Origin of the sequence: Alcanivorax sp. (assembly GCF_040118815.1) — a bacterium.
Lineage (GTDB): Bacteria > Pseudomonadota > Gammaproteobacteria > Pseudomonadales > Alcanivoracaceae > Alcanivorax.
In genome coordinates, this window is record NZ_JBEDTC010000006.1 from 209923 (window position 1) to 227578 (window position 17656).

Here is a 17656-nt window from a genome sequence, read left to right on the forward strand (position 1 = left end):
TGGCGTGGTTGTCTGTGTCACTGGGTCGGTATCTGGCATCAATGACTGCAATTTTTCAGCGATTGTAAGAGTGCGATCTGCTGCGTGAGCTGATCACGGGTTTCCGGCTTCATTTGTAAGGCGGCGTCCAGTTCCCGTACGGACACCGACAGGGTTTTCGCTGCCAGGGTCAGCGCTTTGTCGCGCTGATGATGAAAACGCACCAGTTGTTGCTCTGCCTGTGCGCGCAGCACTTCTACCAGGGCCGCCTGCTGGCCGGTGCGCCACTGGAAATAGCCGCTGGCGTGCAGGTGTTGCAGGTAGTCACGGCTGCTTTCTTCCCGGGCTTGTTGGCGTGGCCCCTGGCGAGGAATGCGGTACCACAGCCACAGGGCCAGCAGCACCAGCAGGGCAGTGCCCAGAGCCGGGGCTTTCAGCCACAGCCACTGGGCCAGCGGCGGCATGGCCACTGAGCGGACAAACCACACCGGCTCATCGGCGGTGAGCCAGGCCAGTAACCAGGCATGATCGAAATAGAGTAGTCGTTCATTGGACCACAGGCTCAAATCCGTCAGCACGGAAATCTGTCCGCTGCCCAGGCTCATTTGTACCAGCTGACTACCGTAATCGTTATCCGCATAGGCGGTCACTTCTACCGGCCATTCCAGGTGTGGCGCCAGGCCTTCTTCGTCATCCCAGCTGTCGTGCCAGATGACGTAGTCACTGAAAAGCTGCACGCGACGATCGGGCTCGTTGTCACCGACATGCAGTCCCAGTGGAGTGGGTTCCTGAGGTGCGTCACAAGCCAGTCGTGCACAGTCTTCGCGGAGTGATTCGTTGTCGCTATGCAGACAATATTGCAGCGGGCTGTCGACAAAGGTCGGCAGAGCCATGAGCAGCTCGCGTATCGGATCTGCTTCTGCAGATTCACTGGGCACCGGGGAGTCCCACACGGTGATGCCTAACGGGAACAATAGTGGGTCGTTGTCTTGCCAGTCGCTGTCGCTGGCATCGGATGCTTCCAGCATGCCGGGAAGCGGGCGCGCCTCAACCACCAGCTCGCCGCCGTCCTGCACCCATTTCAGCAAGGTATTGACCTGGTTGGACGTCAGCATGCCACGGTGTTTGTCGATCACCAGTGTGGTGCGTGTGTCAGGTAACGGGAACAGGGCCGCGGCGCTGAGAATGCGTTCGGAGGGCTGCCCCCGTTGCGCTAGCCACTGTTGGGCGGCGCTGTAAGGATTGCGAGTAATGCTGCTGTCCGGGGCGGTCCGTTGCATGTAAGTGACCGGCTCGGTCAGCGCGTAATAACCCGCGATCATGGCGACTAGCAGGGCAGCAAGGAGCCAGGGAAAGGCACGGCGCAGGCGAGCTCTACCCATGGTCTGCCTCCAGCCTGTCCATTTGCTGCCAGTGCTGGGCCAGGGTACGTACCTGTTCAGTGCTGACCGGGCGATGGGCCCAGGCGGTGCTGATCCAGGCCTGGGTTAGCCGCTGGAGATAGGCAATGGGTAGTGGGTCGCCGTGGTGCTGTTGCAGGGTGCGCAGGCATTGTTGTTCGGTACTGCCAGCGGCCAGGGGCACGGGATATCGCGCCAGAATGCCGGCCAGGGCGGTACGCATGAGCACGGCGAGTGCGCCGCGTATGTCGCCGGTTTTAAGTGCTTCTTCCACGGCACGATTCAGATTTTTAGGCAGGCTGCGTTTGCGAATATCCAGCCCGGCCACGTGAGTGGGAATCACCGGGCGGTTGCGGGTGCGGTGCCCGCGCAGGCCGAACTGGTCGGCTACTTTGACGATCAGCCACAGTGCCAGGGCAATGAACAGAACCCAGAAAATCGTCCACAGTAAGGCATCCGGGATGTTCAGCGGCGAGCTGTGAGTCTCGGCGTCCTCATCATCGAGATTGTCAAAGAGGAACCGCCAGATTTTCTCCATCAGGCTGTCGGAGTCGCTGTCGTCCTGGTTGATCCATTGCCGCTCGGTGCGTTCCTCCAAGGGCATGAACTCCGGGCTGGCCAGCAGCTCGATGACTTGCTGCTGCTCGGTTTTGGGGTTGGCGGCAGGCTCTGCCATATCGGCGTTGGCGGGCTCCATCAACGGCACCAGTACCATGATCAGCAAGGCGCCGACTGCTCTTTTGGCCGCACTGGCCGCCCGGCGGCGTTCGCCCAGACGGGTGAGCCCCAGCTGCAGATCCCAGCCTTCCAGCCAAGTGCGTTTGTTCAGGTACAGGGCAAAGCCACAGGCCACATAGAGCGGCTCGGTCACACACAGCACCAGGTAAAAGCAAAGCCCGGAGATGGCCAGTTGCAGCGCGCTCTGATCGTAGAACCAGTCGCTAAGCTCCAGATTGAACTGCCAGGGCACCAGCATATACAGCAACGCCATCAGCCCGAGCGTCATGAACTGTTCTAGGTGCAGCACCAGCAGGGTCAACATGCCGGCCCGGTTGGAGGGGTAGCTGTTGAGTACTTTCAGCCGTTGGCTGGCCGTCTCGCCTTTGACCTGCTCCAGTTGCCAGACACTGGCATTGAAACTGCGCAAGGTGCTCAGCCGTCGCCAGGTGAGTTGACCGGCCAGGCCCGGCAGGGCGTACTGGCGCCAGCGTTTGAGCAAGGCTTTCAGGGAGAGCGTTTCACCGAATAGGGCGTGGCTGTAATAGGCCAGCAGCGGTCGCTCCCACAGGGGTTTTAGCCACCAGAACACGAACAAGGGCCAGAGGCTGTTGTCCAGGGCAGCAATGCTGAGCAGCAGGGCATAGGGCACGGCGGTAAAGAGTAGCCAGACACGGGTAATGGGCCCGGCCCAGTGGCGGTAAAACTGGGTGCCCAGGTCCGCCGCTTGCCAGGGGCTGCGCGGCGCCAGCCGGGCGCTAGCCTTTTCGAGTTCCATCCCGCCCCCCGAACATAAGATACAGATACAAAAGGGCCCAACAGGCCGCACCCACGCTGTATTTGATGGTTGGTGCCAGGTCCCGTGGTGACCAGAACGCTTCGATAAAGGCGGCCAGTAATAGCAGGGCAAACACCCCGTACATGGTGGGTAGCGCATCCCGGGCCGCCAGGCGCAGGGCGTCCAGCCGTGACCAGGGGCCGGGCGCAATAATGGCCCAGCCCAGCCGTAATCCTGCGCCACCGGCCAGTACGATGGCTGTCAGTTCCGGGGCGCCGTGGGCGATCACAAAGGTAAAGAACGGTTCCTGTGCGCCCACGTTGATCAGGTGCCCGGCGGCGGCGCCGAAGAAGCTGCCGTTGAATAGCATCACCACCAGCGCGCCTACGCCCAGCAGGAGCCCGCTGGCAAAGGTACGGAAGGCGATGCCGATGTTGTTCTGGATGTAATGGCCAAACATCATCACATCGTCATCGCCGCTGCGGTCCTCCTTCATGTCCGCCTGGTTTTCCGGCTGATACATGCTTTCCAGATTGGCAATGCTGGCTTCATCCACCACGGTGTAAATCATTTCCGGTTGTTGATGCACCAGCACCCATACCAGCCCCATGGAGAGCACAAAGGCCAGACCGCTGACCAGATGCCAGCGCCATTGGCGACGTACCGCCTGGGGAAAGCCGCTGGCGATAAAGGTGCCGATGCGATCCGCCAGGGATGGGTTGTAGCGGTACAACTGGCGATGGGCTCGCAACACCAGGTTGTTCAGGAACTGTTGCAGCTGCACGCTGTAGCCCCGTTCCCGGGCCAGCGCCAACTGGTGGCAGAGTTTGCGGTAATCGGTGACAAAGGTGTCTAGGGCGAGCTTGTTCTTCTTGCTCACATGCAGGGACTCCAGTTGCTCAAGCTGGCGTTCCAGCGCTTGCCATTCCGGGCGGTATTGTTGTTCGAAACGGGCCTGTTTCATGCGGGCCCTTGTACCAGATAACGGCTGACGGCATTCAGACGCTGCAAAGCCAGCGGTGGAGCCAGTTCGGGGTACGCCAGTTGCGCCAGTTCTTGCTGGCGTGCTTCGGAAAAGCGGCCATGACGTTCATGGAAGGCGAGTAAGGCAAGCTGGTCATCGCGGTTCAGTGACCAGTCCGGGGCGAGGGTGTCGCCTTGGGTTCGCTCTTGAACCTGCGGCGTTTCCTCGATGTGAACGACCAGAGTATTGGCAGCCATGTCGCCCAGCCGTTGATGGCGGGGGCTTATCAGCGTGCAGATAAACCCGAGCAGGTAAAACAACGGGAAGGCGTCGGCGGTGCGCAGCAGGTTGCGAATCAGGCTGCCGTTAAAGCTCAACGGGCTGCCATTGGCATGGACCACCACAATGCCCATGGCTTTCTTGCCAGGAGTCTGGCCATGGCGGAAGGCTTCGAACAGAGTGGGGTAAAACCATTCCAGCACGAACGCCAGAATAAGCAACAGCCCCATGCCCGCCTTGCCCAATGCCGCGAAGACACCGGCCAGGGCACCGTAAATAATCAGCCGAATGACAAGGTCGATGGCATAGGCCAGCGCCCGGGGCACCGGCCCGGCCAGCGACAGGCTGAGCATGGCGCCTTCCGGTGTTTCTACTTCCAGGCGTTCATCAATCAGCATTCTGGCCCTGGCGAATTTGTAGCGCGGCAAACACGAAGACCATGATGGTCAGCGTGGTTTTGGCGATGGCCAGGGTGCGTACCGGCGGCGGATCGAGCAGCTGGACGGCATAACCACAGAAATAGAACAGTATCAGAAAGCAAAGCCAGGTGGCCTGGCGCCGGTTGCCGCTGATGACAGCAGGGATCATCAATATCAGAGGGCCGTACAGCACCAGGGCGATGATCAGGCTGGAAACGATGTGAGCGTCCGGCGGTGCCAGGGTGAACAGGCCGCTGATGCCGACAAGCAGGAGTAACGCATAGCTGATACGGAGTAAAACAAGATTCATCAGGAAGCCTTCAGTTGACGCGCCAGTAGTGCCAGGCGTTTGCCCAGTGCGCGGGCCAAGGTGATTTCGTGTTCCGTCAGTGCCGGGTCGCCCTGGTTGCCGGAAACGTGAGTGGGGCCGTAAGGGGTGCCGCCGCTTTGGGTGTCCAGCAAGGCCGCTTCGGAGTAGGGGACACCGGCCAGCACCATACCGTGGTGGAGCAGGGGCGTCATCATGGAAAGCAGCGTGCTTTCCTGGCCACCGTGCAGGCTGCCGGTGGCACTGAACACGCCTGCCGGTTTGCCGATCAAGGTGCCTTTCATCCACAGCTCGCTGGTCTGGTCGATGAAATACTTCAGTGGCGCGGCCATGTTGCCGAAGCGGGTGGGCGAGCCCAGTGCCAGGCCTTGGCAACCGGCCAGGTCATCCAGTGTGGCGTAGGGCGCACCCTGATCCGGAATGCCCGGCTCGGTGGCTTCACAGTTGGCGGACACCGCCGGGACGGTGCGCAGGCGCGCTTCCATTGCGGTGCTTTCGATACCGCGGGCCACCTGTTGCGCCAAGTTGGCAACGCTGCCGTTGCGGCTGTAGTAAAGCACCAGCACATAATCGCTCATGGGGGATTCAGTCCAGTAACTGTAGGGCGTTTTCCGGGGGGCGACCCAGCACCGCCTGGTCGCCTTTGACGACGATGGGGCGTTCAATCAGTTTGGGGTACTGAATCATGGCCGCGATAACGTCGGCATCGCTGCTTTGCGCAGACAGGCTGGCAGTTTTGTAATCCGCTTCCTTGTGACGTACCAGATCATGGGCGCTGCCCAGCCCGAGTTTGCGAATCAGGCTTTCCAATGTGGCGGTATCCGGTGTGTCGTCCAGATACTTTACGATAGTAGGGGTAATGCCGTTGTCTTCTAGCAAGGCCAGCGTCTGGCGTGATTTTGAACAGCGCGGGTTGTGGAAGATAGTGTAGTCGCTCATGGGATTGCATATCCTGTTTCGTAACGCAGCCATTGTAAGCTGCACAGGTGTGGTGGCAAGGGCACGGTGATTAATCAGAGAGGATGCGTAGAGCATGGAGAATGAGCAACCGATCATTCCGGTGCAGGCCCGGTTCGATTCCATCAAGGCGTTTTTTGCGCTACTGGTGCGCCAGTTTAATGAAGACGGTTGCCGGCAAAGTGCGGCGGCACTGACTTACACCACGCTGTTCGCCATCGTGCCGGTGATGACGGTGAGTTTTGCGGTGCTTTCTTCTGTGCCCGCCTTGAAAGACAAGGGCACCCAGTTTCAGGCGTGGGCCTTTGAGTATTTTGTGCCGTCCGCCGGCAACATGCTGCTCGATCACCTGCAGTCCTTTGCCAAGCAAGCGGCGAATCTCACCGGGCTGGGGATTGTGTTTTTGGTGATTACTTCGATTTTGATGCTCAGTACTGTTGAGCAAAGCCTGAATCGAATCTGGAAAGTAAAGACACGCCGTAAAGGGCTGACCAGCCTGTTGATGTATTGGGCCGTATTGTCTCTGGGGCCGATTTGTTTGGGCTTAGGTCTGGCGATCTCGTCCTATCTCACCTCTCAGGCTATTTTCAGTGACACCGTGAGTTATCTGGGCGGTGTACGTTTGTGGTTGTCCTTGCTGCCGTTCCTGTTCACCACCGCCATGCTGACACTGATGTACACGGTGGTGCCCAATACCAAAATCCCGTTACGACAGGGCGTGTTGGGCGCGGCGGTGGCGGCTCTGTTGTTTGAGCTGGCGAAAGGCGGCTTTACCTTTTTCATCAAACAGGCACCGAGCTACCAGGTGGTGTACGGCGCCTTTGCCGCCGTGCCGGTGTTTCTGCTGTGGATTTATATTTCCTGGACCATTGTGCTCGGGGGGGCCGAGCTGGTGCGTGCCTTAGTGGTCTTCCAAGAACATCGCCGGCAGGTGCCACGCATGCATGCCTTGGTGCGCCTGCTCAATGTGTTCTGGCAGCGCCAGCAGAATGGCAAGGTGCTGCGCAGCAAGGAAGTGCGCAAGGTGATGCAAGAATCCGGCATTAGCCAGTGGGATGAATTCCGTAACCTGCTGGTGGACGCAAAACTGATCCGGCGCACGGAAGAAGGCGGCTACATGCTCAGCCGGGATTTACGCAACCTGTCGCTAGGCCAGTTGGTGGCGATGTTGCCTTGGCCGGCCCATACCCAGTTACGGGTTAGGCAACAGCAGGAACCGCTGCCCTGGGAAGCGGCGCTGAAAACGCGAATGGATCAGGCCCGGGAAGGCATGATGGCGCCATTGGATATAAGCCTGGATACGCTATTCAGTAAACCGGCAGTTACAACACATGATAACGCAGAGCCAGAGCGGGCTTCTGCCAACATTGACCAAGAGGACAAGCATGACGGTTAAGCATGTACTGGTGAGCGGTATTGTGCAGGGTGTAGGCTATCGAGCCTGGACGCGCCAGGAAGCGGTACGTCGCAATCTCACCGGCTGGGTACGCAATTGTGCAGACGGCCGGGTGGAAGCATTGCTGGAAGGCGAAAGCGGCGCGGTGGACGACATGCTCGATGCCATGCACCAGGGGCCGGCTTTGGCTCAGGTGGAAAGAATTTTGGTGGAAGAGGGTAGCGATCATGATGATACCCCCTGTTCCAATCACTTTGAGGTAACCCGATGAAACAGGTTGAGCTGGTCAATGGTGACCTGCGTTTTCCTGCCTTGATGGCCGGCAATGGTGAGCCGGTGATTTTGTTGCACGGTTTTCCCGATACCTACGAAAACTGGGCGGTGCAGATCAATGCTCTGGCCGATGCCGGTTATACGGCTATCGCCCCGGCCTTGCGCGGGTATGCACCCAGTTGTCAGCCGGGTAACGGCGATTACTCTCTGTATGCCGCTGTGGATGATCTGATGGTCTTTGCTGCGCAGCTGGGCGGCCGTGTGCATTTGGTTGGGCACGACTGGGGTGCGGCGGTGGGATATCTGGCCTGTGCCCAGTCCCCGGAAACGTTTTGTTCGTTCAGCGCACTGTCGATTCCGCCCGTACGGCGTATACCTCAAGGGCTGTTGAAAGTGCCAGAGCAGGTATTGCTAAGCGGCTACATGCAGTTTTTCCAGCTGCCGCTGGCACCGGAAGCCTGGCTCAAGCGCGGCGACCTGGATGGCGTGGAAGCCCTGTGGCGGCGCTGGTCGCCAGGTTGGGAGCCGGAACTCTATCTGGATAACGCCAAACATACCTTGGCAGAGCCGGGCGTAATTAGTGCGGCACTGGCGTGGTACCGGTCCCTGTTCAAGGTATGGAAGAAAGAACACCGTAAGGCACGGGCCTGGCTGGGGCAGGATATTGCCACCCCGACCCAGGTCCTGTTTGGCGAGAACGATGGCTGCATGAGCCCCAAACTGCTGGAGCATACGCTGGTAGAAAGTGACTTCAGTGGTGGCGTGGAGCTGCAAACTTTGCCCAATGCCGGTCATTTCCTGCATCTGGAGCAGCCGGAAGAGGTCAATCGTCATTTGATTCGGTTGCTCAACAACACCCGGTGCGACTGAAACCACCGCGATAAAGTGGTCAGCGGCAAGGGGGGGGGGCAGGGAACCTCTGAAAGACTGAGTACGCAAGGAGTTATTCAGAGGTTCCCTAGTCCAGTGCTCCCGCCGCCGATTTCGCCCCCTTCACAGTCGCGCTATACTACGCGCCCCTATTTTCCCAGCAGGAGTAATCCCATGACGGTGATTCGCCAGGATGACCTGATTCAGAGCGTGGCAGATGCCTTGCAGTACATCTCTTACTACCACCCCGTGGATTTTATCCGTGCGGTGAAAGAAGCGTATGAGAAGGAAGAGAGCAAGGCCGCCAAGGACGCCATGGCGCAGATCCTGGTTAACTCCCGCATGGCCGCCATGGGCCGTCGCCCCATTTGTCAGGACACCGGCATCGTGACCGTGTTCGCCAAAGTGGGCATGAATGTCACCTTTGAAGGCGACATGAACCTGGACGACATGATCAACGAAGGGGTGCGTCGCGCTTACAACCACCCGGATAACGTCCTGCGTGCCTCGGTGCTGGCGGACCCGGACGGCAAGCGTGCCAACACCAAGGACAACACCCCGGCGGTGATCAATTATTCCATCGTCCCCGGCGATACCCTGGAAATCGACGTGGCGGCCAAAGGCGGTGGCTCCGAAGCGAAATCCAAGTTCGCTATGCTGAATCCGTCCGACTCCGTGGTGGATTGGGTGCTGGAACAGATTCCCAAGATGGGCGCCGGCTGGTGCCCGCCGGGCATGCTGGGTATCGGCATCGGCGGCACCGCCGAGAAAGCCATGCTGATCGCCAAAGAATCCCTCATGGATCCCATCGACATCCACGAGCTGCAAGCTCGTGGTGCTAAGACCCGTTCGGAAGAACTGCGTCTGGAACTGTTCGAAAAAGTGAACGCCCTCGGCGTGGGCGCCCAGGGCTTGGGTGGCCTGACCACCGTGCTGGACGTGAAAGTGGTGGATTACCCCACCCACGCGGCCAACAAGCCGGTGGCTTTGATCCCCAACTGTGCCGCCACCCGCCATGCGCACTTCATTTTGGACGGCACCGGCCCGGCAGACCTGAAAGCACCGGACCTGGAAGAATGGCCGGACATCGCCTGGGGCAACGACGAAGGCGCCATCCGTGTGAACCTGGATACGGTCACCCCGGAAGAAGTGCAGACCTGGCAGCCCGGTGACACCTTGCTGCTATCCGGCAAGCTGCTCACCGGCCGCGATGCGGCCCACAAGCGTATGGTGGAAATGCTGGCCAACGGCGAGAAACTGCCCGTGGATTTCACCAACCGCTTTATCTATTACGTAGGCCCGGTGGATCCGGTGGGCGACGAAGTCGTTGGCCCCGCAGGCCCCACTACCGCCACGCGCATGGATAAGTTCACCCGCACCATGCTGGAAGAAACCGGCCTGATCGGCATGGTCGGCAAGGCCGAGCGTGGCGACACCGCCATCGAAGCCATCAAGGACAATAAGGCCGTGTACCTCATGGCCGTGGGCGGTGCTGCCTACTTGGTCTCCAAAGCCATCCGCAAATCCCGCGTGGCGGCCTTTGAAGATCTGGGCATGGAAGCCATCTACGAATTCGAAGTGGAAGACATGCCCGTCACCGTGGCCGTGGATTCCACCGGCGAATCCGTACACAAAACCGGCCCGGTTATCTGGAAACAGAAGATCGCCGAAAAGAGCGCGTAGTAGGTTCTACGCCGCTTACCCACAAAAAAGCCGCGCAACAAAAGCGCGGCTTTTTTGTGGGTAAGCGGCAGCAACACGCCTCACGCAAAACCCAAACCGTCAAAACAACCCGCCCTTTTTTTTGTAGGAGTCCCGCTCGAGGGACGAACCCAACGGCAGATAACCCGACAAACCTGGCAATCAAACCTCAAACTTTAACGTCCCTACCAACCCTGATTCTCCCGCCCTAAATCCCCCGTTTTTCACCCGCGCGCAATTTTAATATGTAGGATATGACTTACAGATATTTGTAAGTTGCTGAGATAAGGTGGATTTTCAAATTTTGCGATGCAAGAAAAGTCCGTTGAGATTGATTCCTGCCTGTGGGGTAAATCACTGATTGGGTGATGGTTTTATGTGGCTCTTGAGCAGGGCGGGGTCGGGGATATACAGCAAAGTGATATATTGCATCTGCAACTAAATAAACTGTTAGGTGGAAGGTAGGCTAGGTGCTAATAATATTTATTGAGGCAATGGCGGTTTTGCTTCTTGTCGCTACCGCAGCCACATTGCTGGCTAGGCTTTTGCCAAAAGAAAAGAGAGTGCTATTTTGCTCGGTGGTTTATACGTTGCTTTTTACTCCTTCATGGGCCCCGGCAACGATCGTCATGGTGCCTATCCCCTTTGGAGTAATGCTTGGTGTTGGCGCTGCAACAGGGGCTCCTAATGAAGTCCTTGATTTGCTGTTGATTCTTTGGTGGTGGCATATCCCGGCTTTTTTTATTACTGGGTTTGTGTCCAGAAAAGTGGCAAAAAAATTGGTTGGCACTTCGAGTGTTAAAGAAAGTCATACATAACAATGTCAGGCCCGGGGTCAGGTCTTGCCCCGTGCCTCAAGAGGACAATGGTAAGAGTTGTCCCCTGAGTTCTGGTTTTTTATCGTAAGAGGCAAAGACTTCGCCCGATGACCCAACAGAGGGAGTCCGATCAATGAAATTCCTGATTTTTTTGGGCACGGTTCGCGATAGTACTCCGCCTAAGCCTGCTCGCTTAGGTGAGAGGGTAGCGAAGGCGTGCGTTGAATGCCTGAATGAGCGATATGCGGGGCATGAGGTGTAGTTGATTGACGCGCTGGATTACCCGATGGAGGCGGTGTTCAAGCCGCATTTTTCTTACCCGAAGAGCAAGGCGCCGCCGGCACTTAATACGCTGGCCGAAAAAATCGCCTCTGCCGATGGCTACATCATGGTCAGCCCGGAATATAACCACTCCATGAGCCCAGCGTTGGCGAATTTGCTCAACCACTTTGGCAGTTCGCTCTTTTCCTATAAGCCTAGCGCAATCGTTACCTATTCAGCCGGCCAGTGGGGTGGGATGCGTGCGGCCGTCGGTATGCGCACGTTTCTTTCGGAGCTGGGCTGCCTTCCTGTTTCTGCGATGGTGCATGTGCCGAAAGCGCAAAACGTCTTCGCCGAAGATGGAGCGCTACAGGCGGGTGAGGATCAGGCATCCTGGTTTGATTATTTGGGTCGAACGTTCAATCAACTAACCTGGTGGGCTCAGGCCGCGAAAGCGTATGGTGATGAGGTCGATCCGCACAAGATGGTCCGGGATTTTAAAACAACCCCTTCCGAGCGAAATGCGCCCTAGTGGGATTTCGGAAAATGGATGTTGGCCGTCGGAAAGCGTCGAATGAGAGGCTAAGGTCTGTTCTTGCCCCGGGTGTCATATCCAATGTAGAAAGGGCCGCGCGGTTAACCCGTTAATACCTCCGGGATCAATGATAATGAGTGCTACTTTTCAGCCTCTCTGGCTTAAAGCAACTTTCCTCCTCGGCATCAGCCTGATATTCACTCACGAGCTGGATGCCATGACTCACAATGAGTGGCGTGTGCTGCCGCTGACCCACTGGCTGGAGCCGGCGGTAGGGCGTGTTGTGTTTGTGGTGTTACATGTGCCGGTGTTTGCACTGGTGCTGGGCTGGTTGACCAGCCGCTTGCCAGAGCGGGTGGTACGGGGGCAGTTCTGGGTGTCTGTGTTTTTGGTGGTTCATGCTGGCTTGCATGTGGCCTTTAGCGGGCAGCCGCACTATACGTTTGAGGGAGTGCTCTCGAATACACTCATTTTTGGCGCTGCGCTGTTTGGTGCGATTTACCTGTTAGGGTGTTACTGGGTTGGTAGAGAGTAGAAGCAGCCCCAGGAACTTTACCTTTATTGTGCCCTCACACCAGAAAGGCTTACGCTGCATTGGCTTGCTATGCATTCATTCTCTTTGAGGTGCTCTTTGTTATGCCCCGAACCCTGTTGAAAACGTTTCCCCTTCTTGCTGCCATTTTGTTTCTTGGAGGTACAGCCATGGCTGATGCAACTCCGAAAGGCGCTGCGACAAACGCCGAACCGCCTAAACCCAAGGTCATCATCTTTGACGTGAACGAAACCCTGCTGGATCTGGAGTCCATGCGTTCATCGGTGGGTGAGGCGCTGGGGGGTAGAGAAGAGCTGTTGCCGCTGTGGTTCTCGACCATGCTGCATAACTCTCTGGTGACCACGGTAACAGGCGAATACCACGACTTTGGTCAGATCGGCGTTGCCTCGTTGCTGATGGTAGCGGAGAACAACGATATTTCCTTGAGTGAGGAAAAAGCGAAAGATGCCATTGTGTCGTCGATCCTCAACCTGCCACCTCACCCGGATGTGAAGCCGGGGCTGACGGCTCTGGAAAAGCAGGGCTTCAAGATGGTGAGCCTGACGAACTCGTCCAACGACGGGGTAAAGACCCAGTTCGAGAACGCGGGGCTGACGGATTTCTTTGATGCGCGTTACAGCATTGAGGATATCAAGATCTACAAGCCGGACTTGCGCGCCTATGAGTGGGTGCTGAAGCAGCTTGGGGTGAAGCCAGAAGAAGCCTTGATGGTGGCGGCCCATGGCTGGGATGTGGCTGGCGCAAAAGAAGCCGGGTTGCAGACCGCCTTTATTGCCCGGCCCGGTAAGGCGCTTTACCCGTTGGCGAAGAAGCCGGATTACGTGGTCGAGAATGTCTCTGAACTGGCGGAGATCATGAAAGCGAAGTAAGCGATGCCGGTGAGCGATTGCCGGTTGCTGATCGATACAGGATATCGATAGAAGAACCCCGGTTGGGGCCTTTGTTTCAAAGGTCTCGGCCGGGGTTTTTTAGTGTTGAGATTGGGGGCTGACAAAAAGTGGGCATTCGCGGTGGAACCACTGCTCCCACAAATACCGTCCTGCCATAACCTTGAATTAGTCCGGGAGCCCGGCCCCATCCTTGGGGCGCGGAGATCAATCGTCAGGCTTTCCTGGGGTCACAGTAATGAAGGCCTGGGGCTACCCGGACGACCAATGTACTGATCATTTGATCAGTAGTCAATGGAGTCGCTGGAGGATGGCTGTGGGGGCTTGCCTGCAAACGATTTCAAACTCCGCAATTGCTTGCAGGCAAGCTCCCACAGGGGCCGGGTTACTGAATGAGCTCACAGGCCATGTGGGAGTATTGTTTTTTCACCTGGCTGCGGCAGATATTGGCGCCGAAGGAGGGCACCTGATCGCAGGCTTTGAAGGCGGCGTAGCGCTTGGCGCATTGGGCAGCGATGTCGCTCATGCCGTTCTGGGAGGCGGCCTCTGCCGGCGTGCCAGGGGGCTGGGCCACTGCGCTGGCAACGGCGGGGGTGGCTGCCGCCGGAGCGGGTTGGCTAGTGGCGCTGGCATCAATCATGGCGGCGATAAGACCGGAGGACAGGCCGCCTTCCTTGAGCAGGGCGATTTCGTCCGTGTTGAAGACTCGGTAAGGCTGCTTGGCGGCACGGATGCGTGAGGCCAGCAGGGCGTCGTCTTCATTGCGGGACAGACGAAGCACCTCGTAGACCTTCATGTCTTGTGGCCCCAGGAACCAGATGTCGTATTCATCGGGCAGGTAGACGATGTAGGCGCTGTCGATGGCGATGTTGTCGCGATGGTAGGGCAATGCATGAGTGGCGGGGGCCATTTCGGCCAGCCGGCGCAGGGTTTCCATGCGGAAGAAGGATTCCGGGTTATTGTTGAGGTACTGGCGGTAGGCGTTGACGGTGCCTGCGGAAACGGCACTTTCGTAGCCGGCTTGCTGCGACTGGATGAATTGCTGCAGGGCCTGTTTGTGGCGGTTGAGCTGGTCGTTAGCCATGACTTCATATTGTGTTTTACCGGGGCTACCGAATGCATAGGCTGTGGGTATCATTGCCAGTGATGATCGGTACGCCACAGGCTCTCGATTTTGAAACAAAACCTGATCTCCGGCTTTTACTTCCAGGACGGTTTCCCCTTTGGTATTGATCCAGGAAGGCAGTATGCCCAGCGTCAGCAGGTAGGTAATGATGGTTAGCGACCCACTATCTTTGATGTTCTCGTTACGCATGCTGACCGTGAGGTCTTGCCCGGATTCCGCAAACCAGCGATTCACTTCCGCGGTGGCGATTTGGGTAGGGTATTGGCGAGCACTGGGTGAGGCGTAACCACCAGGTACGCTGAGATGGATATCGGCTGTGCCAGCAAAGCCCTTTAATGCTTCGGGCGACGTTGCTGGTTTGGCCAGCTGGCCTTGTGCTGGCATGTAGCGGGTGCCGGTGCAGCCTGAGGCAAGCACTGAGATTAGTGCTATTGACCAGAGCAGCACCCTGCAATCTGCAATATGAAACATCTTGATGTACCCCTTCCCTCTGTTGTATTCCGAGCCCCCGCTCGGTCCCTATTGATAGCATTCTGCCATTTGTTGGGCAAAAAAACCGCTTAGTGCTGCTGTCATTGTGGCGGGGATTACTTGTGCCATTTCCGCCCTACGGAGGGGCGTGGTTTAGAGGGATATTGAGGGGCAGTGGGATAGGGAGGGTGTGGGAGCTTGCAGGCAAGCTCCCACAGTGGGGCCGGCGGGAGGGGTTAGCCGGCTTTGAGTTTGGGTTTGACGGTGATCAGCAGTGCCGGCAGCAGGGTCAGGTTGCTGAGCAGGGCGACCAGCATGGCCAAGCCGGTGAGCAGGCCAAAGTAGACGGTGGGGTTGAAGCTGGACAGAGCCAAGATCGAGAAGCCGGCAATGATGGTGAGCGAGGTGTAGTACATCGCTTTACCGATGGAGCTATGGCAGCGCTTCATGGTGGCCACGTAGTCGTTGTCTTTGGGCTGCTCTTCGTGGAAACGGTGGATGTAGTGAATCGTGTCATCCACGGCGATGCCGATGGTGATGGCAGTAATGGTGATGGTCATCAGGTCCAAAGGCAGGCCAATCCAACCCATGAGGCCCAGTACCAGTGAGGCGGAAATCAGGCTGGGTACCATGCTGATCAGTGCCACCGGAATGCTGCGGAACAGGATCAGCAGCATGAACAGAATCGCCGCAAACACATAACCCAGCGTCTTGATCTGGGAGTCAAACAGGCTTTGCAGCATGTTGTTGTAGAGCACCATGGCGCCGGTGAGGTGCACCTGTTCCGCTTGCAGGCCGAAGTTGCTTTCCAGGTCAGTGCGAATCTTGGCGAGCAGGTCGTTGCGGTTCAGGTTTTTGTCGGAATCAATCACCCGCACGCTGATGCGCACCTGGTTACCGTCGTCAGACAAGTAGGGCTTCACCAGCTGGCTGCGCAAGTCATCGGGAATGAAGCTGGCCAGCAGCATTAACTGCACATAACTGAGCGGGCGGCCGTTGAGTTTTTCTGCCACCTCGTAGGTGGTGGCAATGGATAGCACCTTGCCGGTTTCCGGCAGGGATTCCAGGTAGTCCTGAATCTCCACCAGCTGGCCCAGTCGGGCCGGTGTGAACCAGTAGGACCCCTTGAGTGGATTGGGTTCGGCTTTTTTGGGCGTGGACGCGAATGGGTCGGCACCGGCATCGTTAGCGAAAGGATCATCACTGGTGCTGCCTGCGGCGAAAGGATCGCTGTCGGCAAAAGGATCGGCACTGCCTGTTTCGTCGTCAGCGCTATCTGCCATGGCGTCTGAGGTAAAGGGGTCACTGGCGCTGTCGTCCATGCTGTCGCCATCCCAGCCGGTGGCGGGCTGGTTGAGAGCGGCTTTCTGCGCGGTGGTGGCTTTGGGCGCATCGATGACGATATCCAGCGGGGTGGTGCCGCCCAGTTTACGGTCGATCTGCAGCATGCCCTGATAAATTTCCGTGTCTTTCTGGAAGTAATCGATAAAACGATTTTCCACGGTGAGGCGGCTGATGCCCCACAGGGAGGCGGCGATCACGGCCAGCGCGGCGATCAGCAGAATCGGCCGATGGCGTTCGGTAAAGCCGGCAAAGGCGAGGGTCAGCTCCCGGCTGATATCGCGCCCTTGGCGAGGTTTTCCGGCGGACAGCGGGGCGAGCAGGGCGGGGAACACCAAAAAACAGACAATCAGGGACACGCCCAGGCCCAGGGTCATCATCCAGCCGAAGTCGATCACCGGGCGAATGCCGCTGATTACCAGCGAGGAGAAGCCCACCATGGTGGTGAGGATCATGTAGATGCTGGGGCGCATCATGTGGGCGGCGGTTTCGCGGATCAGCCATTTTTGGCTAGCGTCCGGGTTCTCCTCGTGCAGTTCGCGAAAGCGCACGGTGAGGTGAATGGTGATGGACATGGTGATGATCAGCAGCAGGGAAATATAGTTGCTGCTGATAACCGACACCTTCCAGTCCATCCAGCCCAGCCAGCCAGTGACGGCCAATACGGTGACGCCGCAGCAGGCCAGCGGCACGATCACCCAGCGGGGGCGGCGGAAAATGACGAACAGGGTGAGGATCAGGAAGACCAGTACGCCAACGCCGAACACTTTCAGGTCCGAGCGGATGAAGCGCACCAGGTCGGTGGTGATCATGGGTACGCCGCCCAGGAACAGGTTGGCGTCGTCCCGGTAGCTGTCCATGATCTCGCGCACCTGGTCGATTTCTCCGGCGGTGCGTTGTTGGATCTGGCTACTGTAGTCGCTGAAGGCACGTGTGGCATCTGCCAGATCCTGCTGGCCCTGTTCACCCAGCTCGGCGTTGCGTTGCTGATCTCGCAGGTCGTTGCGCTTGTATAGCAGGTCGTAATATTTCTGGTCCCGCTCGAAGCTCACCAACAGGGCAGTGGTGTTGCCGTCGTCACTGACCAGCAGGTCTTCGTAAAGGGGGTTCTCGTCAGTGAACTCTTTCTCGGCCAGTGACAGGTCTACCCCTTCGCTGGTGAGGGTGCGGTATTCATTGGCCAGGTCGCTGAATTCCACCTGGGGGCTGAACAGCAGGGGCACGTCCAGCATGCTGTAAACGGAGCTGACCCGGTCCACGTCTTTGAGCGACTGCTGCAGGGATTGCAGGTGATCCAGGCTGTTTTGCTGGAACAGCGGTTTATCTTTGGGGCTGTAGGTGATGACGAGGAAATCGCTGCCGCCGTATTGCTTGGAGACCTTGCGGTAGTACTCCAGCGCCTTGTCGTTTTCCAGCACCATGGAATCCGCGGACGCATCGATTTTGAAATTGCGGGCCTGCGTGGCGGCGACACCACAAATGAGCACCAGCAGCACCAGCCACAAAACAGGGTGTGCCAGTACCGCCCGGCAATAGGCGTTAAACAATCGATGAGTCATGACGTTTCCGATTTACGTTACAGGGGGATCTGCAGTTTTGTTAT

General features: G+C 57.9%; 16 protein-coding genes and 1 pseudogene. 8 read left to right on the plus strand and 9 right to left on the minus strand.

The features are described from left to right. Positions 1 to 38: 38 nt before the first annotated feature. The 7 genes from ABNH18_RS04950 to arsC are packed head-to-tail and all read right to left on the minus strand — an operon-like array spanning position 39 to position 5803. Entirely contained in the window at positions 39 to 1361 is a 1323-nt protein-coding gene (locus tag ABNH18_RS04950) for a DUF4350 domain-containing protein (protein WP_349381743.1), read from the minus strand. Then, complete coding sequence (locus ABNH18_RS04955; RefSeq protein ID WP_349381744.1) at positions 1354 to 2874, minus strand: DUF4129 domain-containing protein; 1521 nt, start codon at positions 2872 to 2874, stop codon at positions 1354 to 1356. The genes ABNH18_RS04950 and ABNH18_RS04955 overlap by 8 nt, the downstream gene beginning before the upstream one ends. After that, on the minus strand, positions 2855 to 3838 hold the full coding sequence (locus ABNH18_RS04960) for a stage II sporulation protein M (protein ID WP_349381745.1): 984 nt from the start codon (positions 3836 to 3838) through the stop codon (positions 2855 to 2857). The genes ABNH18_RS04955 and ABNH18_RS04960 overlap by 20 nt, the downstream gene beginning before the upstream one ends. After that, positions 3835 to 4515: an RDD family protein gene (locus ABNH18_RS04965; protein ID WP_349381746.1), complete on the minus strand. Its 681-nt coding sequence runs from the start codon at positions 4513 to 4515 to the stop codon at positions 3835 to 3837. Before ABNH18_RS04965 ends, ABNH18_RS04960 begins: the two co-directional genes overlap by 4 nt. Next, on the minus strand, positions 4505 to 4846 hold the full coding sequence (locus ABNH18_RS04970; protein WP_349381747.1) for a DUF2069 domain-containing protein: 342 nt from the start codon (positions 4844 to 4846) through the stop codon (positions 4505 to 4507). The genes ABNH18_RS04965 and ABNH18_RS04970 overlap by 11 nt, the downstream gene beginning before the upstream one ends. Further along, positions 4846 to 5442 (minus strand): NAD(P)H:quinone oxidoreductase, encoded by a 597-nt coding sequence (wrbA, locus tag ABNH18_RS04975; protein ID WP_349381748.1) that lies wholly within the window; start codon positions 5440 to 5442, stop codon positions 4846 to 4848. Before wrbA ends, ABNH18_RS04970 begins: the two co-directional genes overlap by 1 nt. Positions 5443 to 5449: 7 nt before the next feature. Continuing rightward, positions 5450 to 5803: an arsenate reductase (glutaredoxin) gene (gene arsC / locus ABNH18_RS04980; RefSeq protein WP_349381749.1), complete on the minus strand. Its 354-nt coding sequence runs from the start codon at positions 5801 to 5803 to the stop codon at positions 5450 to 5452. A gap of 94 nt (positions 5804 to 5897) precedes the next feature. Between arsC and ABNH18_RS04985 the strand changes: the two genes are divergently transcribed. The 8 genes and pseudogenes from ABNH18_RS04985 to ABNH18_RS05020 all read left to right on the plus strand — a co-directional run bounded on the left by ABNH18_RS04985 (position 5898) and on the right by ABNH18_RS05020 (position 13097). After that, the gene (locus ABNH18_RS04985; RefSeq protein ID WP_349381750.1) at positions 5898 to 7217 is read left to right on the plus strand and encodes a YihY family inner membrane protein; all 1320 of its coding nucleotides are present in this window, start codon (positions 5898 to 5900) and stop codon (positions 7215 to 7217) included. Beyond that, a complete protein-coding gene (locus ABNH18_RS04990) occupies positions 7207 to 7488 on the plus strand; it encodes an acylphosphatase (protein WP_349381751.1) in 282 nt (93 codons plus the stop codon). The genes ABNH18_RS04985 and ABNH18_RS04990 overlap by 11 nt, the downstream gene beginning before the upstream one ends. Continuing rightward, positions 7485 to 8360: an alpha/beta fold hydrolase gene (locus ABNH18_RS04995; protein ID WP_349381752.1), complete on the plus strand. Its 876-nt coding sequence runs from the start codon at positions 7485 to 7487 to the stop codon at positions 8358 to 8360. The genes ABNH18_RS04990 and ABNH18_RS04995 overlap by 4 nt, the downstream gene beginning before the upstream one ends. 174 nt (positions 8361 to 8534) lie before the next feature. After that, the gene (locus ABNH18_RS05000) at positions 8535 to 10043 is read left to right on the plus strand and encodes a fumarate hydratase (RefSeq protein ID WP_349381753.1); all 1509 of its coding nucleotides are present in this window, start codon (positions 8535 to 8537) and stop codon (positions 10041 to 10043) included. Between the two features lie 488 nt (positions 10044 to 10531). Further along, on the plus strand, positions 10532 to 10879 hold the full coding sequence (locus ABNH18_RS05005) for a hypothetical protein (RefSeq protein ID WP_349381754.1): 348 nt from the start codon (positions 10532 to 10534) through the stop codon (positions 10877 to 10879). A gap of 133 nt (positions 10880 to 11012) precedes the next feature. Continuing rightward, a pseudogene (locus ABNH18_RS05010) lies at positions 11013 to 11672 on the plus strand (NADPH-dependent FMN reductase). A 136-nt stretch (positions 11673 to 11808) separates the two neighbouring features. Beyond that, on the plus strand, positions 11809 to 12210 hold the full coding sequence (locus tag ABNH18_RS05015; protein ID WP_349381756.1) for a DUF6713 family protein: 402 nt from the start codon (positions 11809 to 11811) through the stop codon (positions 12208 to 12210). 167 nt (positions 12211 to 12377) lie between these two features. Then, a complete protein-coding gene (locus ABNH18_RS05020) occupies positions 12378 to 13097 on the plus strand; it encodes a haloacid dehalogenase type II (RefSeq protein WP_349381757.1) in 720 nt (239 codons plus the stop codon). A 403-nt stretch (positions 13098 to 13500) separates the two neighbouring features. On the opposite strand, the gene ABNH18_RS05025 is transcribed toward ABNH18_RS05020, so the two are convergent. Both ABNH18_RS05025 and ABNH18_RS05030 read right to left on the minus strand, forming a co-directional pair. Then, entirely contained in the window at positions 13501 to 14625 is a 1125-nt protein-coding gene (locus ABNH18_RS05025) for a hypothetical protein (protein WP_349381758.1), read from the minus strand. A 323-nt stretch (positions 14626 to 14948) separates the two neighbouring features. Continuing rightward, positions 14949 to 17612 (minus strand): efflux RND transporter permease subunit, encoded by a 2664-nt coding sequence (locus ABNH18_RS05030; RefSeq protein ID WP_349381759.1) that lies wholly within the window; start codon positions 17610 to 17612, stop codon positions 14949 to 14951. Between the last annotated feature and the right edge of the window lie 44 nt (positions 17613 to 17656).

Bases quoted from the DNA above. Each gene is read 5' to 3' on its own strand.
- ABNH18_RS04950 (WP_349381743.1), bottom strand. From the start codon at position 1,361: ATGGGTAGAGCTCGCCTGCGCCGTGCCTTTCCCTGGCTCCTTGCTGCC.
- ABNH18_RS04965 (WP_349381746.1), bottom strand. From the start codon at position 4,515: ATGCTGATTGATGAACGCCTGGAAGTAGAAACACCGGAAGGCGCCATG.
- ABNH18_RS05000 (WP_349381753.1), top strand. From the start codon at position 8,535: ATGACGGTGATTCGCCAGGATGACCTGATTCAGAGCGTGGCAGATGCC.
- arsC (WP_349381749.1), bottom strand. From the start codon at position 5,803: ATGAGCGACTACACTATCTTCCACAACCCGCGCTGTTCAAAATCACGC.
- ABNH18_RS05030 (WP_349381759.1), bottom strand. From the start codon at position 17,612: ATGACTCATCGATTGTTTAACGCCTATTGCCGGGCGGTACTGGCACAC.
- ABNH18_RS04995 (WP_349381752.1), top strand. From the start codon at position 7,485: ATGAAACAGGTTGAGCTGGTCAATGGTGACCTGCGTTTTCCTGCCTTG.
- ABNH18_RS05020 (WP_349381757.1), top strand. From the start codon at position 12,378: ATGGCTGATGCAACTCCGAAAGGCGCTGCGACAAACGCCGAACCGCCT.
- ABNH18_RS04970 (WP_349381747.1), bottom strand. From the start codon at position 4,846: ATGAATCTTGTTTTACTCCGTATCAGCTATGCGTTACTCCTGCTTGTC.
- ABNH18_RS04990 (WP_349381751.1), top strand. From the start codon at position 7,207: ATGACGGTTAAGCATGTACTGGTGAGCGGTATTGTGCAGGGTGTAGGC.
- ABNH18_RS05015 (WP_349381756.1), top strand. From the start codon at position 11,809: ATGAGTGCTACTTTTCAGCCTCTCTGGCTTAAAGCAACTTTCCTCCTC.
- ABNH18_RS04985 (WP_349381750.1), top strand. From the start codon at position 5,898: ATGGAGAATGAGCAACCGATCATTCCGGTGCAGGCCCGGTTCGATTCC.
- ABNH18_RS04955 (WP_349381744.1), bottom strand. From the start codon at position 2,874: ATGGAACTCGAAAAGGCTAGCGCCCGGCTGGCGCCGCGCAGCCCCTGG.
- ABNH18_RS04960 (WP_349381745.1), bottom strand. From the start codon at position 3,838: ATGAAACAGGCCCGTTTCGAACAACAATACCGCCCGGAATGGCAAGCG.
- ABNH18_RS05025 (WP_349381758.1), bottom strand. From the start codon at position 14,625: ATGCCAGCACAAGGCCAGCTGGCCAAACCAGCAACGTCGCCCGAAGCA.
- wrbA (WP_349381748.1), bottom strand. From the start codon at position 5,442: ATGAGCGATTATGTGCTGGTGCTTTACTACAGCCGCAACGGCAGCGTT.